Below are 16568 nucleotides of genomic sequence, written 5' to 3' on the forward strand. Positions count from 1 at the left end.
AAGAAAACCCCGCCGAAGCGGGGCTTTGCAGACTGTTTCCCTGACATCCATTTCACTCCGCCATCCTGGCAGAATCCTACGTGTCCGTGTTGTTGCTTTGCGCTTCCTGCGCGACGTCCATGTGAAGTAGATTATCCGTGGATCCAATATGGCGATAGAGGACGAATAGCAGCACGTCATGTAAGAGAATGCTTACACGACCTCCAAGCCTTTAGAACAGGGCTTCATCCAGCAAAAACAGTGATTCGCTACCGGCTTTTACCGACGCACTCAGCGAGTGGATGCGCGGCAACAGGCGCGCAAAGTAGAAACGCGCAGTCCCCAGTTTGCTGGCGTAGAAGTCTTCTTCCGACTCCTTGCCCAACGCGGCCTTGGCCATGCGCGCCCACATATAGGCATACGCCATGTAGCCAAAGGCATGCAGGTACTCCACCGACGCCGCGCCGATTTCATTCGGGTTGGCCTTGGCGCGGTCCAGCACCCAGGCGGTCAGCTCATCCAGGTTATCCACCGCCACGCCCAGCGGCTTGGTGAATTCGGCCAGCTCGGCACCCGCCGAGGCAATGAACGCGCGGATCTCGTCGGCAAACAGGGTGTAGAACGCCCCGCCACTGCCGACGATCTTGCGCCCCATCAGGTCCAGGGCCTGGATGCCGTTGGTGCCTTCGTAGATCTGGGTGATGCGCACATCACGTACCAGCTGCTCCTGGCCCCACTCGCGAATATAACCGTGGCCGCCAAATACCTGTTGGCCCAGCACAGTGGTTTCCAGGCCCAGGTCGCTCAGGAACGCCTTGGCCACCGGCGTCAGCAGTGCCACCAGGTTATCCGCACGCTCACGGGCGGCGGCGTCGTCGCTGAACTTGGCGATGTCCAGTTGCGTCGCCACGTAGGTGGAGAACGCCCGGCCACCTTCGTTGGCGGCCTTCATGGTGAGCAGCATGCGCCGCACGTCCGGGTGCACGATGATCGGGTCGGCCATTTTGTCTTTGGCCTGGGCGCCGGTCGGTGCACGGCTTTGCAGGCGGTCGCGGGCGTACTCGATGGCGTTCTGGTAGGAACGCTCGCCGGACGCCAGGCCCTGGATACCCACCCCGAGACGCTCGTAGTTCATCATGGTGAACATCGCCGCCAGACCACGGTTTGGCTCGCCCACCAGGTAACCCACGGCCTCGTCGAAGTTCATCACGCAGGTGGCCGAGGCCTGGATCCCCATCTTGTGCTCGATGGAGCCACAGCTCACGGCATTGCGTGTGCCCAGGCTGCCGTCGGTGTTCACCATGAACTTCGGTACCAGGAACAGCGAAATCCCCTTGGGACCCGCCGGTGCATCCGGCAGCTTGGCCAGGACCAGGTGGATGATGTTTTCGGTGAGGTCGTGTTCACCACCGGTGATAAAGATCTTGGTCCCGCTGACTTTATAGGAACCGTCCGCCTGTGGCTCGGCCTTGGTGCGGATCATCCCCAGGTCGGTCCCGGCGTGGGCCTCGGTCAGGCACATGGAACCGGCCCACTCACCGGAATACATCTTCGGCAGGTAAGTGGCCTTGAGCGCTTCGCTGGCGTGGGTGTTGATCGACACGCACGCGCCGGACGTCAGCATCGGGTACAGGCCAAAGGCCAGGCTCGACGAGTTGATCATCTCTTCGACCTGGGCCGACACGGCCTTGGGCATGCCCATGCCGCCGAACGCTGGATCACCGCCTACACCCACCCAACCGCCTTCAGCGTAGGTTTTGTAGGCCTGTGGGAAACCGTCCGGGGTAAACACGGCGGTGTTGTCCCAACGGCAACCTTGTTCATCGCCACCACGGCTGAGCGGGGCGATGGATTTGGCGGTGACCTTGCCGGCTTCTTCGAGGATGGCCTCTACGGTTTCGGCGTCAACGGTGTCTGCCAATGCCGGCAACTGGGCCCAAGTGGTGGCGACCTCAAAGACTTCGTTGAGGACGAAGCGCATATCACGCAGCGGCGCTTTGTAATCAGCCATGGCAAACCTCGTGAGAACGTGAAAAGTAATTCGGTAAGAGTCGGTTTTACAGGCTCAGAGTGTACCCGAACAACTTTTCAGACACATAGGGTCCAGTTATGACCATAAGGTATTTTAAAGTCACATAAGCTGAGCTGTAGGAGCGAGCTTGCTCGCGAAAAACGCATGAACACCGCGTTAAACCAGGCATCACACGTCATCGTTGACGTTCTTCGCGAGCAAGCTCGCTCCTACAGTGAAAAGCTTTCGGCCGAAAGACTCATCAGGCATTCGCTGCCCGCTTCCACGGCAGCGCGATGGGTAGCCGTACGCGGCAGTAGACGCTTGAAGTAGAACTCGCACGTGGCCAGCTTGGCCTTGGCAAAATCGCCCTCTGGCTGTTCAAGAGCAGCGATCGCCATGCGCAGCCACAGGTACGCGAGCACCACATAACCGCTGTACATCAAGTAATCCACCGCCGCCGCGCCCACTTCATCGGGGTTCTTCATCGCGGCCATGCCGACCTGCGTGGTCAGCTCACCCCATTCCCCGTTCAGTTGATTGAGTTGCGCCACATAGCCTTTGAGTTGCGGATGCTCGGCATTCGCGGCACAGAACTTATGCACGATTTTGGTAAACCCACGCAGCAACTTGCCCTGGCTGCCCAGCACCTTGCGCCCGAGCAGGTCGAGGGCCTGGATGCCGTTGGTGCCTTCATAGATCGGCGCAATCCGCGCATCGCGCGCCAACTGCTCCATGCCCCATTCACGGATGTAACCGTGGCCGCCGAAGATCTGCATGCCGTGGTTGGTCACCTCAAGGCCGGTGTCAGTCATAAAGGCTTTGCAGATGGGCGTGAGGAACGCCAGCAGGTCTTCGGCATCCTGGCGCTGAGCGGCGTCGCTGCTCAGGTGCGCGGTGTCGAGCAACTGTGCGGTGAAGTAGGTCAGCGCGCGGTTGCCTTCGTTGAAGGCCTTCATGGTCAGCAGCATGCGGCGCACATCAGGGTGCACGATGATCGGGTCGGCCGCTTTGTCCGGGGCCTTGGCGCCGGTCAGCGCGCGCATTTGCAGGCGGTCATTGGCGTATTTGATCGCGCCCTGGAAACTCGCTTCGCCATTGCACAGGCCCTGCATGCCGGTGCCTAGGCGCGCGTGGTTCATCATGGTGAACATGCAGTTGAGGCCCTTGTTCGGCTCGCCGATCAGGAAGCCCCTGGCGCCATCGAAGTTCAGCACACAGGTAGCGGACGCCTTGATGCCCATCTTGTGTTCGATGGAACCGCAGTGCACTGCATTGCGCTCGCGGGTGTCGGCATGGAACTTGGGCACGATAAACAGCGAGATGCCCTTGGTGCCTGCTGGCGCATCCGGCAGCTTGGCCAGCACCAGGTGGATGATATTGGCGCTCATGTCGTGTTCGCCGGCGGAGATGAAGATCTTGCTGCCGGTGACCGCATAGCTGCCGTCCGCCTGGGGCACGGCGCGGGTCTTGATCAGGCCCAGGTCAGTGCCGCAATGGGCTTCGGTGAGGCACATGGTGCCGGTCCATTCGCCCGCCGTGAGTTTGGTCAGATAGGTGTCTTTTTGCTCGGCAGTGCCGTGGGCGTGAATCGCCGACATCGCGCCGTGGGTCAGCCCGGGGTACATGCCCCAGGAGGTGTTGCTGGAGCCGATCATCTCGCTCAGCACCAGGCCGAGCGACTGCGGCAAGCCCTGGCCACCGTAGGCCGGGTCCGCCGCCACGCCGTGCCAGCCGCCCTCCACGTACTGGGCGAAGGCGTCCTTGAAACCCTTGGGCGTGGTGACCACGCCATTGTCGAAATGGCAGCCTTCTTCGTCGCCGCTGCGGTTGAGCGGCGCCAGCACGTTCTCGCAGAATTTCGCGCCTTCTTCGAGGATCGCACCGACCATGTCCGGGCTGGCGTCGGTGGCACCCAACGCGGCGTAGTGGCCGTGGAAATCAAATACGTTGTCGATCAGAAAGCGCATGTCGCGAAGGGGAGCTTTGTACTCAGGCATGGCAATGTCTCCGTCAGCAGATGGTTTCAACCTACTGCCGGCCAACGCCCGGAACAATCACTGTAGAACCGCTGAATACACCGCCATCACTCAACCGGCAGCGCTCTCCATGCGCACCGCGCCACGCCGGGTCTGCCCGGATGCCACCACGCAGTTACGCCCGGCGCCCTTGGCGGCGTACAGCGCCTGGTCGGCGGACTTGAGCACTTCTTCGGGGGAGCGCTGCTCGGCCTGGCGTTCGGCCACGCCGATGCTGATGGTCACCGAGACACTGGATGCGCCGCTGCCTGAACGGCGCTGGCGACCCTGTTGATCGTCCTGGGGGCGGTCCGAATTACGCAGCTTGATGTCGTAGTCGGCGATGATCTCGCGGATCTCCTCCAGGTGCGGCATGCATTCATCCAGGGTCTTGCCGGCGAACACCACGGCGAACTCTTCACCGCCGTAGCGATAGGCGCGCCCGCCGCCGTTGACCTTGGACAGCTTGCTCGCCACCAGCCGCAATACCTGGTCGCCCACGTCATGACCATGGGTGTCGTTGAAGCGCTTGAAGTGGTCGACGTCGCTCATCGCCAGCACATAGTTGCGCCCCAGCCGTTGCATGCGCTCGTTCAGCGCACGACGCCCCGGCAAGCCGGTCAGCTCATCGCGGAAGGCCATTTGATAAGCCTCGTGGGCCACACCGGCGGCGATCATCAGCATCACCTGGCTGCACATGATATTCAGGGTGAAGGGCAGGATGAACGTCTGCGGCAACATCCAGAACAGGCCCAGCAACCCCACCAGTTGCGCCGCATGCAGCGGGCGCGGCTGATACCAGTATTGCGCCGCCAGGGTCAGGAAGCCGATCAGAAACATCGGGTACGACAGCTGGATCAGGCTCATCCAGCTGCCATGCAGCGCCGGCCAGCGAATCTCCGCCAGCCAGTTCAGCACCGCCTGGGGATAACTCTGCTCCAGCGCCAGGGCCACGCTGCCCACTGCCAGCAACACCGCGCCACGGGCGACGAAGTCACGGAACAGGTGGGTCTTCTCCTGCCACAGCGCGTAGATGCTGAACAACAACGGCAGTAGCAGGCAGCACAGGTGGAACACCACGGCAGCGTCTTCTCGCACGCGGCCATTGTCGCGGTAGAAGTCGGTCTGGGTATCGAGCAGGAAGTAGGCGATGTACACCGTGATCATCAGGAACAGTTCACGCTGGCGGCGGTACACCGCGCAGTACGAACCACCGAGCAACAGCACCAGGGTCGGCAACACATTGAACAGCGAGGTGAAGAAGACGTTGAGGTCCTTGACGTACGCAGCCGAGAGCCCGGCCAGCAAGAGCAGCAACGAAGGAAGAAAGTGACTGAAACGTACAGCGGACACGCGTGACAAGGGTAGAACTCCGACCCGCAAAAAAAATGATGGCACTGTGCCTTGATGCGGACAGTTAAGCACAACCTGGCACGCATGTATCACATTGCCATCACTGTAACGGCAGCCAGCGGTAATCCCTGAGTTTTTTGTTGCAACGCTTTCTGTAGGAGCGGGCTTGCCCGCGAAGGTCGTCAACGATGACGGGGGTCGCCTGAATAAACGCGGTGCCTGTGGTTTCTTCGCGAGCAAGCTCGCTCCTACAAAGAAACGAAAAAGCCGCCGCTCCCGTAAAGGAGCGGCGGCTCTTGAAGTGAACCCGGTAAGGCTTAGTAAGCCAGGCCGAAGTCTTCTTCTTTCATGTCCATCAGGTTGTTGGCACCCGACAGCATGGTGGCTTTGTGGGCCAGGGTACGCGGCAGGATGCGCTGGAAGTAGAAGCGCGCGGTCTGCAGCTTGGCGGTGTAGAACGCTTCTTCGGTGGTGCCGGCAGCCAGTTTCTCGGCCGCCAGACGCGCCATGTCGGCCCAGAAGTAAGCCAGGCAGGCGTAACCGGAGTACATCAGGTAGTCCACCGAGGCGGCACCCACTTCTTCGCGGTCTTTCATCGCGGCCATGCCGACCTTCATGGTCAACTCGCCCCACTCTTTGTTCAGCGCAGCCAGCGGTGCAACGAACTCTTTGACCGCTTCGTTGCCTTCGTTGGCCTGGCAGAACTTGTGCACGATCTTGGTGAAGCCCTTGAGCGCTTCGCCTTGGGTCATCAGCACTTTACGGCCCAGCAGGTCGAGGGCCTGGATACCGGTAGTGCCTTCGTACAGCATCGAAATGCGGCTGTCGCGAACGTTCTGCTCCATGCCCCACTCGGCGATGAAGCCGTGGCCGCCGTAGATCTGCACGCCGTGGTTGGCCGATTCAAAGCCGACTTCGGTCATGAACGCCTTGGCGATCGGGGTCATGAAGGCCAGCAGGCCGTCAGCCTGTTTCTTGGCTTCGTCGTCGGTGCCGTACTTGACGATGTCCACTTGCTTGGCGGTGAAGTACACCATCGCACGGTTGCCTTCGGCGAAGGCTTTCATGGTCAGCAGCATGCGGCGCACATCGGGGTGCACGATGATCGGGTCGGCGGCTTTGTCCGGGGCTTTCGGGCCGGTCAGGGAGCGCATTTGCAGGCGATCGCGGGCATATTTCAGGCCGCCCTGGAAGCCGATTTCGGCGTGGGACAGGCCTTGCAGTGCGGTACCCAGGCGAGCGGTGTTCATAAAGGTGAACATGCAGTTCAGGCCTTTGTTCGCCGGGCCAATCAGGAAACCGGTGGCCGCGTCGAAGTTCATTACGCAGGTGGCGTTGCCGTGGATGCCCATCTTGTGTTCCAGCGAGCCACAGCTCACGGCGTTGCGCGCGCCAATCGAGCCATCGGCGTTCGGCAGGAACTTCGGCACGATAAACAGCGAGATCCCTTTGGTGCCGGCCGGTGCGTCCGGCAGGCGGGCCAGTACGATGTGGACGATGTTGTCGGCCATGTCGTGTTCACCGGCCGAGATGAAGATCTTGGTGCCGGAGACTTTGTAGGAGCCATCAGCCTGAGGCTCGGCCTTGGTGCGCAGCATGCCCAGGTCGGTGCCGCAGTGTGGCTCGGTCAGGCACATGGTGCCGGTCCATTCGCCCGACACCAGTTTGGTCAGGTAGGCCTCTTGCTGTTCGGGGGTGCCGTGCTCGGAGATGGTGTTCATCGCACCGTGGGACAGGCCTGGGTACATGCCCCACGACCAGTTGGCGGCGCCGACCATTTCGCTCACGGCCAGGCCCAGGGATTCCGGCAGGCCTTGGCCGCCGTGCTCCATGTCGTGGGCCAGGCTTGGCCAGCCACCCTCGACGAATTGTTTGTAGGCTTCTTTGAAACCGGTAGGGGTTTTAACGCCCGACTCACTCCAGGTGCAGCCTTCGATGTCGCCCACGCGGTTCAGCGGTGCCAGCACTTGCTCACAAAACTTGGCGCCTTCTTCAAGGATGGCGTCAACCATGTCCGGGGTAGCGTCCTGGCAAGCCGGCAGGCTCTGATAGTGCGCTTCATAGCCAAGCAGTTCGTCACGAACGAAGCGAATATCACGCAAGGGGGCCTTGTAGTCAGGCATAGCGATAAACCTCTGCTGATGTATCTGGAATGAACAACCGCGTGGAAGTGTTGGGGCGGTCAAACAGGTGTTTGAAACATACGTTTACCATCTGGGTATGTCAAGCGCCGTCCAGAGGCCGTTTGTCATGACGCGGATCAACGGCGCGCACGGCAACGCTTGCGGCAAGACGCCACATGATTGCGGGAGTGTAGAAGTTCAGAAGGACGGCACAGTAAAAATGTGGGAGGGGGCTTGCCCCCGATAGCGCCGTGTCAGCCATATACACATTGGCTGATCCATCACTATCGGGGGCAAGCCCCCTCCCACATTTTTTAGCGTCAGCAGATCAGACGTAGGTATCGATCAGGGTGCCGAGCATTTCATCGGAAGCCTTGGCAACTTTCGCGCCGAGCTCGACCTGGACCTTGCCTTGGGCCATTTCAACCATATTGCTGGCCGAGTTGGACGGCTGGGCACGGTCGTTGGCTTGCAGACGGTCGCTTTGCGCGTCCGATGGCTGGGTAGTCGCGGCGCTGGCAATTCTGCCCGCGGCCTGATCGACACGGTTCTGCCCGGACTGAATGCTGCTCAGGCCCGAGTAAAACGCGCTGCTTCCAGAGATTTCCATGGCGTAAGCCTGCCTTTAGAGAATCATGAACGGTGATTGAAGCAAAGATGCTGGCAAAACACCCGTCAAAAACACTAATGGCATAATGCCTTGTCGATAGCCAAAATCAGTCAAGCAGGTCCAGTTGCAAGTACTCGGAAACCGCTTCGGCCCCAGCGTGCTTGAGTTTCGGCACCCGCCCCAGGCATGGCGCAGGCAGGCGCTCGGCCAGGGTGGCGAGGTTTTCTTCCAGTCGGGAGGTCTTGGGCTCGATGATATTCGCCACCCACCCGGCCAACTGCAGACCGTCCCTGGCAATCGCCTCGGCGGTCAGCAAGGCATGGCTGATGCAGCCCAGGCGCACGCCCACCACCAGGATCACCGGCAACTTCAGCGCCATGGCCAGGTCCGACAGATTCGCCTGGTCAGCCAACGGCACGCGCCAGCCGCCCGCGCCTTCGATCAGGGTGAAATCCGCTTGCCGCGCCAGAATCTGCTGCATCGGCTTCAGCAGGGATTGCACGGTCAGCGACACGCCCGCCTCCCGCGCCGCCAGATGCGGCGCGATGGCCGGTTCGAATGCCACCGGGTTGACCTCGGCATAACTCAACGGCAACGAGCATTCGGCCAGCAACGCCAACGCATCGGCGTTGCGCAAGCCCTTGGGCGTGACCTGGCAACCGGAGGCCACCGGCTTGCCAGCCGCGGTGCTTCTGCCGGCTTGCCGCGCCGCGTGCAACAGGCCGGCGGCGATGGTGGTCTTGCCGACATCGGTGTCGGTGCCGGTGATGAAGTAGGCGGCGCTCATAGAGGTTTCTCCAGTACGGCATACACCACTTGGTAAGTCGCCGGCAGGCCTTGGGCCTGGCGGAACCGCTCATACGCGTGCACCAGTGCAACAATCCGCGCGCGCCCCGTCAACCCACCGGGGCGACCGGGGTTGAGGTTATGCGCGCCCAGAGCCTTCAATTCGTGGGTCAGGCTGCGTACATCCGGGTAATGCAATACATGGGGACGGCGCTCCAGGCTCACCACCCGCAGGCCACTGGCCGCACACAATTGTTGATACGCCTCGAAGGTGCGGAAGCGATTGACGTGCACCAGGCCATCCGCCGCACGCCAGCTTTCGCGCAGTTCTTCCAGGGTGCCCACGCAGAGACTGGCGAAGGCCAGCACACCGCCCGGTTGCAACACCCGATAGGCCTCGCTGAGTACCGCTTCGAAATTCGCACACCACTGCACGGCGAGGGAGGAGAAGATCAGCTGCACGCTGTCAGCTTTAAGCGGCAAGCGTTCGGCGTCGCCGGCGATGAAATGCTCGGCGCCACCCAAGGGGCGTGCGTGGTTGAGCATGCCTTCGGCGATGTCCAACGCAATGCCTTGGCTGGCGGGCCAGCGCTCCCCCAGCACACGGCTGAAATAACCGGTGCCGCAGCCCATGTCCAACCAACGTTGCGGCGCGGTATCGGCTGGTAAGCGCGCCAGCAATTGGCTGCCCACCGCCCGCTGCAACTCGGCGACGCTGTCGTAACTGGCGGCAGCACGAGAAAAGGACGCCGCCACCTGGCGCTTGTCCGGCAACGCGCCCGGCAGCGGGGCGTGGGATAAATCAGTCATCGACGCACTCATGCAAAAAAGCCTGGATGGCCCCCGCGACACCGTGGGGATCTTCCAGAAGAAAAGCGTGGCCGGCCTGTTCAATCAGGCCGATTTCAACATCCGGCAGCAACGCCAGCAGGTCGCTGGCGGCTTCGGCAGGCACCAACCCGTCCAGGCCGGCGAACAGGTGCAGTTGCGGGCCGCGATAGGCCAGCAAGGCTTCACGGGTATCCAACTGGGCGAGCAGCTCAAGGCCGGGCATCAACACATTGGAAGGCGCATTCGGCGCGCCACTGACCAGCAGGCGCGACAGCCCGCGCGGGTCTTCGGCACCTTTGGCGCACAACAGGCCGAAGCGCTTGAGGGTAACTTGGGAGTCGGCATGGCAGCCGGCGAGGAATGCATCGAAGGTCTCGGCGGGCATCGCGCACGGCCAGCCAGCGTGGGCGACGAAACACGGGTTACTCGCCAGGGTCAGCAGGCCACAGCAACGTTCGCCGCGCCGCGCCGCCAGCTCCGAAGCCAGCATGCCGCCCAGGGACCAGCCGCCCAGCCAGGCGTTGTCCGGCAGCGTGGCGTCGAGTTCGTCGAGCCACTCGTTCAGGTCGCTGGAATCCAGGGCGGGCAACGGTTCGATCTGCACCTGCAGGTGCTCGTCCAAGCCTTGTAATGCAGCGGCCAATGGTTCCAGCGGCGATACGCCGAGGCCCCAGCCGGGCAGCAATATCAGTCGATCACGCATGGCCTTGCTCCGAACTGCTTAACACGCGGAAACACGCTTCCAATGCGTTTAACAATAGCTGCACCTGCGCCACGCTGTGGGCTGCCGTCAAAGTCACGCGCAAACGTGCGCTGCCAGCGGGCACGGTGGGTGGGCGGATCGCCGTCACCATCAGGCCGCGCTCACGCAGCATCTGCGACAGGCGCACGGCCTTGGCGCTGTCGCCGATCAGAATGGGTTGGATCGGCGTAAAGCTGTCCATCAGCTCCAGCCCAAGCTGCTCGGCGCCCTGACGGAACTGGCGGATCAGACGGTTGAGGTGCTCGCGCCGCCAATGCTCAGTGCGCAACAGTTCCAGGCTTTTCAAGGTGGCGCAGGCCAGGGCGGGCGGTTGGCTGGTGGTGTAGATGTACGGGCGGGCGAACTGGATCAGGCTTTCGATCAGCTCTTCACTGCCGGCCACAAACGCCCCGGCCGTGCCGAACGCCTTGCCGAGGGTGCCGACCAGCACCGGCACGTCCTCCTGGCTCAGGCCGAAATGCTCGACGATCCCGCCGCCGTTGGCGCCCAGAGGGCCAAAGCCATGGGCGTCATCTACCATCAACCAGGCGCCTTTGGCCTTGGTTTCGCGGGCCAGCGCGGGCAGGTCGGCCAGGTCGCCGTCCATGCTGAACACCCCATCAGTGACCACCAGGGTATTGCCGCTGGCTTTCTCAAGGCGCTTGGCCAGGCTATCCGCATCGTTATGCAGGTAACGATTGAAACGCGCACCCGAGAGCAAGCCCGCATCCAGCAGCGAAGCATGGTTGAGACGGTCTTCCAGCACCGTATCGCCCTGCCCCACCAACGCCGTGACCGCACCGAGGTTGGCCATGTAGCCGGTGGTAAACAGCAGCGCACGCGGACGACCGGTAAGGTCGGCCAGGGCTTCTTCCAGTTCATGGTGCGGCGTGGCATGCCCGACCACCAGGTGCGAAGCGCCGCCGCCCACACCCCAACGCGAGGCACCGGCGCGCCAAGCCTCGATCACTTGCGGGTGATTGGCCAGGCCCAGGTAATCGTTATTGCAGAACGCCAGCAGCGGCTGGCCGTCCACCACCACTTCCGGGCCTTGGGGGCTGTCGAGTAGCGGGCGTTGACGATAAAGGTGTTCGGCACGGCGGGCAGCGAGGCGCGCGGCGAGATCGAAAGACATGCTGGCCTCGGTAGATCAGGTGAACTCGGTCAAAAATGTGGGAGCGGGCTTGCTCGCGAATGCAGTCTGTCAGTCAGCATATGCATCAGCTGGAAGACCGCTTTCGCGAGCAAGCCCGCTCCCACAGTTGGATCGCATTCCAAAGTGAGACTGGGGTCAACCAACAGCGCTATAGAACTGCTCGCTGCTCTTCTGCTCCACCAACGCCTGCTCGATGGCCGCCTGGTGCACTTCATCGGCGTGCTCTTCGCGGGCTTCCGGCAGGATGCCCAGGCGTGCAAACAGTTGCATGTCCTTGTCAGCCTGCGGGTTGGCGGTGGTCAGCAACTTGTCGCCGTAGAAGATCGAGTTGGCACCGGCAAAGAACGCCAACGCCTGCATCTGCTCGTTCATCGCTTCACGGCCGGCCGACAGGCGCACATGGGACTTCGGCATCAGGATGCGCGCCACCGCGAGCATGCGGATGAAGTCGAACGGGTCGATGTCTTCGGCGTTTTCCAGCGGCGTACCCGCCACTTTCACCAGCATGTTGATCGGCACCGACTCCGGATGCTCTGGCAGGTTGGCCAATTGGATCAGCAAATTGGCGCGGTCGTCGAGGGACTCGCCCATGCCGAGGATGCCGCCGGAGCAGATCTTCATCCCCGAATCACGTACATAGGCCAGGGTTTGCAGGCGCTCGCTGTAGGTGCGGGTGGTGATGATGCTGCCGTAGAACTCCGGCGAGGTGTCGAGGTTGTGGTTGTAATAGTCCAGGCCGGCCTGGGCCAGGGCTTCGGTCTGGTCCTGGTCGAGGCGACCGAGGGTCATGCAGGTTTCCAGGCCCATGGCCTTCACGCCTTTGACCATCTGCAACACGTAGGGCATGTCTTTGGCCGACGGGTGTTTCCAGGCAGCGCCCATGCAGAAGCGCGTCGAGCCGATGGCTTTGGCGCGGGCAGCCTCTTCGAGGACCTTCTGCACTTCCATCAGCTTCTCTTTTTCCAGGCCGGTGTTGTAGTGGCCCGACTGCGGACAATATTTGCAATCTTCCGGGCAGGCGCCGGTCTTGATCGAGAGCAGCGTCGACACTTGCACACGGTTGGCGTCGAAATGCGCGCGGTGCACGGTCTGCGCCTGGAACAGCAGGTCATTGAACGGCTGCACGAACAGCGCTTTGACTTCGGCGAGGGACCAATCGTGACGCAAGGTGGCGGTGGTGCTGGCGCTCATGGGCGATTCCTTGATTATGCTTTGGCAAGCGCTGCGGGAAGGGCAATACCCACAGGCACGACACGGATGCTCGGCATATTTAAGGAAGATTCATGCACTGTCAACCGAGATACAAACACCAGGTTTACATCTGGTTAAATAACATACAGCCCTGTTTAATCTGTGATGAAGCGACACAATCCACCCATTGTGTGTGCAACGTCTGCGAAACCGAGCTGCCCTGGCTCATGGAGCACTGCGATGTGTGTGCGCTGCCCTTGCCGATGGAGGGTTTGATTTGCGGGCAATGCCAAAAAAATCCCCCTGCGTTTAAACAGGTCATCGTCCCCTGGTCCTACAGCTTTCCCATCGACAGCCTGATCAGCCGCTTCAAGCATCAGGCACGCTGGCCCCTCGGGCAGATGCTGGCGTGGCTATTGGCGCAACACCTGCACCATCGCTTCGATAACACCGGACTCACCCGCCCCGACTGCGTGCTAGCGGTACCCATGGCGCGCAAGCGCCTGCGCGAACGTGGCTACAACCAGGCATTGATGTTGGCACGCTGGCTCAGCAGCGACTTGAACATTCCCCACGATGAACAGCTGTTGTTACGCCCCCATGAAACCGTGGCCCAGCAGGCACTCGACGCCAGGACCCGTAAACGCAACCTGCTCGGCGCCTTTGCCCTGGCGCCCGACGCCCAGGTGCAGGGCCGTCACTTCGCCCTGGTCGACGACGTGCTGACGACCGGCGCCACGGCCCACAGCCTGGCGCGGTTATTGATGAATGCCGGTGCGAAGCAGGTCGATGTGTATTGCCTGGCCCGCACGCCCAAACCGGGCAGTTGACTTGACTCCAGCCCACCTTGCCCGCAACGTTCGGCTCATCCCATCGAAGCGTATCCACATGTCTCTGCCAACCTCCCTCAGCCAACACATCATCCGCCGCCCCCAGCGCATTGCCTTGCTGGCACATATCGCCGAGCAGGGCTCCATCACCCGTGCGGCCAAAAGCGCAGGCTTGAGTTACAAGGCGGCGTGGGATGCCATCGACGAGCTGAACAACCTGGCACAAAAGCCGTTGGTCGAACGCAGCGTGGGCGGCAAAGGCGGTGGTGGCGCGAAGCTGACGGCCGAAGGTGAGCGAGTGCTGCGTCTTTACCAGCGCCTGCAAGTGCTGCAAGCCGAAGTGCTGGGTTCCGATGAAGCCGCCAGCGACTTCAACCTGCTCGGCCGCTTGATGCTGCGCACCAGCGCGCGCAACCAGCTGCATGGCCAGGTCATTGCCATCGAGCAGCAGGGCCGTAACGACCTGATCCGCCTGCAACTGGCCGGTGGCCTGAGCCTGGACGCGCAGATCACCCACGACAGCACGCAACGCCTGGAACTGGAAACCGGCGTGGAAGTGGTGGCGCTGATCAAGGCCGGCTGGCTGGAAGTGCTCGCATCCGAGCAAGCTGCAACACCTGGACACAATTGCATGAGCGGCAGCGTCGACGTCATTCTCGACGCCGACGACGGCCCCAGCGAAGTGCGCATCGCCCTGCCCAATGGCCAGGTTTTGTGCGCCCTGGCGCGGCCCGAGGCACTCAAGGACGTGGGCGCCGCCGAAGGTAAAACCATCACCGTGCAATTCGCGCCCAGCAATGTGCTGCTCGGTACGCCGGTGTAGACGCAGCCCGCCTTCAAACTGCAACAATTTCGTCACGCCCGCTCCTTATGGTGTCTGCAAAAACCGCAGGGAGCCTGAGATGAGCCTATTAGAAGAAAACCAAGCCACCGACCTGGAACAGATGGTCGGCCTCACCCGCCGCCGCTTCATCGGCGCCGGCGCCTTGTGCGGTGCCGCGATGTTCCTCGGCGGCAACCTGCTGACCCGCAGCGCCCTGGCCGTCAACGCCGCCAGCGCCAGCCCGCTGCTGGGCTTTACCAGCATCGCCGCCGCCACCAGCGACGCCATCACCTTGCCGCCGGGCTACAGCGCCTCGGTGCTGATCAGTTGGGGCCAACCGCTGAGCAAGAACGCACCGGCCTTCGACCCTTCCGGCAACGGCACGGCCAAGGCCCAGGAACAGCAGTTCGGTGACAACAACGACGGCATGAGCCTGTTCGCCTTCCCGGGCGACGACAACCGCGCGCTGATGGCGATCAACAACGAATACACCAACTACCGCTACCTTTTTGCCCACGGCGGCGCGCCGCAATCGGCCGAAGACGTGCGCAAGGCCCAGGCCAGCGAAGGCGTGTCGGTGATCGAAGTGCGGCGCAAGGGCGACACCTGGCAGTTCGTGCAGGACTCACGCTACAACCGGCGCATCCACGGCAACTCGCCGATCAACCTCAGCGGCCCCGCCGCCGGCCACGCCTGGCTGAAAACCAGCGCCGACAAAACCGGCAAGAAGGCCCTCGGCACTTTCCAGAACTGCGCCAACGGCAAGACACCGTGGGGCACCTATCTGACCTGCGAAGAGAACTTCACCGACTGTTTTGGCAGCAGCAACCCACAACAAACCTTCGACGCCGGGCAGAAACGCTACGGGGTGGTAGCCGCCAGCAAAGACATCAACTGGCACCCGCACGACCCGCGCTTCGACATCGCCAAGAACCCCAACGAGCTCAACCGCCACGGTTGGGTGGTTGAAATCGACCCGTTCGACCCCAAGTCCACGCCGGTCAAGCGCACCGCCCTGGGCCGCTTCAAGCACGAAAACGCCGCCCTGGCTGAAACCCGTGACGGCCGCGCCGTGGTGTACATGGGCGACGACGAACGCGGCGAGTTCATCTACAAGTTCGTCAGCCGCGACCCGATCAACCACCACAACCCCAAGGCCAACAAAGACCTGCTCGACCACGGCACCTTGTACGTGGCGATCTTCGATGCGGGCGACGGCAACGCCGACCATCCCAAGGGCAAGGGCCAATGGGTCGAGCTCACCCACGGCAAGAACGGCATCGACGCCAGCAGCGGTTTCGCCAGCCAGGCCGAAGTGCTGATCCACGCGCGCCTGGCCGCCAGTGTGGTGAAAGCCACGCGCATGGACCGCCCGGAATGGATCGTGGTCAGCCCCACCGATGGCCAGGTCTATTGCACCCTCACCAACAATGCCAAGCGCGGTGAAGACGGCCAGCCGGTGGGCGGCCCCAACCCGCGTGAGAAAAACGTCTACGGCCAGATCCTGCGCTGGAAGGCCGACGCGGATAACCACGGTTCCACCGAATTCAGCTGGGACCTGTTCGTGGTGGCCGGCAACCCGGGCGTGCATGCCGGCACGCCGAAGGGCGGCTCGTCGAACATCAACCCGCAGAACATGTTCAACAGCCCCGATGGCCTGGGTTTCGACAAGGCCGGGCGCTTGTGGATTCTCACCGATGGCGACTACAGCAACGCGGGTGACTTCGCCGGGATGGGCAATAACCAGATGCTCTGCGCCGACCCGTCCACCGGGGAAATCCGCCGTTTCATGGTCGGACCGGTAGCGTGCGAAGTGACAGGCATCAGCTTCTCGCCGGATCAGAAGACGCTGTTTGTGGGGATTCAGCACCCAGGCGAAACCGGCGGTTCGACCTGGCCGGAACATCTGCCAAATGGCAAGCCGCGCTCGTCAGTGATGGCAATTCGTAGGGATGATGGTGGGATAGTCGGCGCCTGATGAGCCCTCTTCGCGAGCAAGCCCGCTCCCACACTTGACCGAGTTCCAGCATGAGAATGCGGTCGAATGTGAGAGCGGGCTTGCTCGCGAAGGCGTCCGCACAGTCACCACCTATCACTGTTACCATACCCGGCCGG

13 protein-coding genes are annotated in these 16568 nt (G+C 62.2%); 3 read left to right on the forward strand and 10 right to left on the reverse strand.

Annotation, left to right across the window (positions count from 1 at the left end; all coding sequences use genetic code 11):
* Nucleotides 1-211: 211 nt before the first annotated feature.
* The 10 genes from BLR69_RS18795 to bioB all read right to left on the reverse strand — a co-directional run bounded on the left by BLR69_RS18795 (nucleotide 212) and on the right by bioB (nucleotide 12800).
* On the reverse strand, nucleotides 212-1990 hold the full coding sequence (locus tag BLR69_RS18795; protein ID WP_071494341.1) for an acyl-CoA dehydrogenase C-terminal domain-containing protein: 1779 nt from the start codon (nucleotides 1988-1990) through the stop codon (nucleotides 212-214).
* A 230-nt stretch (nucleotides 1991-2220) separates the two neighbouring features.
* A complete protein-coding gene (locus BLR69_RS18800) occupies nucleotides 2221-3990 on the reverse strand; it encodes an acyl-CoA dehydrogenase C-terminal domain-containing protein (protein WP_071494342.1) in 1770 nt (589 codons plus the stop codon).
* A gap of 90 nt (nucleotides 3991-4080) precedes the next feature.
* Nucleotides 4081-5370 (reverse strand): GGDEF domain-containing protein, encoded by a 1290-nt coding sequence (locus BLR69_RS18805; RefSeq protein WP_071494343.1) that lies wholly within the window; start codon nucleotides 5368-5370, stop codon nucleotides 4081-4083.
* A 308-nt stretch (nucleotides 5371-5678) separates the two neighbouring features.
* Nucleotides 5679-7484: a phenylacyl-CoA dehydrogenase gene (locus tag BLR69_RS18810; protein ID WP_071494344.1), complete on the reverse strand. Its 1806-nt coding sequence runs from the start codon at nucleotides 7482-7484 to the stop codon at nucleotides 5679-5681.
* A 328-nt stretch (nucleotides 7485-7812) separates the two neighbouring features.
* A complete protein-coding gene (locus tag BLR69_RS18815; protein WP_071494345.1) occupies nucleotides 7813-8094 on the reverse strand; it encodes a pyrroloquinoline quinone biosynthesis protein PqqE in 282 nt (93 codons plus the stop codon).
* 106 nt (nucleotides 8095-8200) lie between these two features.
* Entirely contained in the window at nucleotides 8201-8881 is a 681-nt protein-coding gene (gene bioD, locus BLR69_RS18820) for a dethiobiotin synthase (protein WP_071494346.1), read from the reverse strand.
* Nucleotides 8878-9690, reverse strand: a complete 813-nt coding sequence (bioC, locus tag BLR69_RS18825) for a malonyl-ACP O-methyltransferase BioC (RefSeq protein WP_071494347.1) — start codon at nucleotides 9688-9690, stop codon at nucleotides 8878-8880. Before bioC ends, bioD begins: the two co-directional genes overlap by 4 nt.
* Nucleotides 9683-10414 carry an alpha/beta fold hydrolase gene (locus tag BLR69_RS18830; protein WP_071494348.1) on the reverse strand — a complete coding sequence of 244 codons (732 nt, stop codon included), beginning with the start codon at nucleotides 10412-10414 and terminating at the stop codon, nucleotides 9683-9685. Before BLR69_RS18830 ends, bioC begins: the two co-directional genes overlap by 8 nt.
* The gene (gene bioF, locus BLR69_RS18835) at nucleotides 10407-11588 is read right to left on the reverse strand and encodes an 8-amino-7-oxononanoate synthase (protein ID WP_071494349.1); all 1182 of its coding nucleotides are present in this window, start codon (nucleotides 11586-11588) and stop codon (nucleotides 10407-10409) included. Before bioF ends, BLR69_RS18830 begins: the two co-directional genes overlap by 8 nt.
* A gap of 156 nt (nucleotides 11589-11744) precedes the next feature.
* Nucleotides 11745-12800 (reverse strand): biotin synthase BioB, encoded by a 1056-nt coding sequence (gene bioB / locus BLR69_RS18840; protein WP_071494350.1) that lies wholly within the window; start codon nucleotides 12798-12800, stop codon nucleotides 11745-11747.
* 92 nt (nucleotides 12801-12892) lie between these two features.
* Between bioB and BLR69_RS18845 the strand changes: the two genes are divergently transcribed.
* The 3 genes from BLR69_RS18845 to BLR69_RS18855 all read left to right on the forward strand — a co-directional run bounded on the left by BLR69_RS18845 (nucleotide 12893) and on the right by BLR69_RS18855 (nucleotide 16431).
* Nucleotides 12893-13630, forward strand: a complete 738-nt coding sequence (locus BLR69_RS18845; RefSeq protein WP_071494351.1) for a ComF family protein — start codon at nucleotides 12893-12895, stop codon at nucleotides 13628-13630.
* A gap of 58 nt (nucleotides 13631-13688) precedes the next feature.
* Nucleotides 13689-14453 (forward strand): TOBE domain-containing protein, encoded by a 765-nt coding sequence (locus BLR69_RS18850; protein ID WP_071494352.1) that lies wholly within the window; start codon nucleotides 13689-13691, stop codon nucleotides 14451-14453.
* A 79-nt stretch (nucleotides 14454-14532) separates the two neighbouring features.
* The gene (locus BLR69_RS18855) at nucleotides 14533-16431 is read left to right on the forward strand and encodes a PhoX family protein (RefSeq protein ID WP_071494353.1); all 1899 of its coding nucleotides are present in this window, start codon (nucleotides 14533-14535) and stop codon (nucleotides 16429-16431) included.
* Nucleotides 16432-16568 lie beyond the last annotated feature (137 nt).

Origin of the sequence: Pseudomonas azotoformans (genome assembly GCF_900103345.1) — a bacterium.
Lineage (GTDB): Bacteria > Pseudomonadota > Gammaproteobacteria > Pseudomonadales > Pseudomonadaceae > Aquipseudomonas > Aquipseudomonas azotoformans.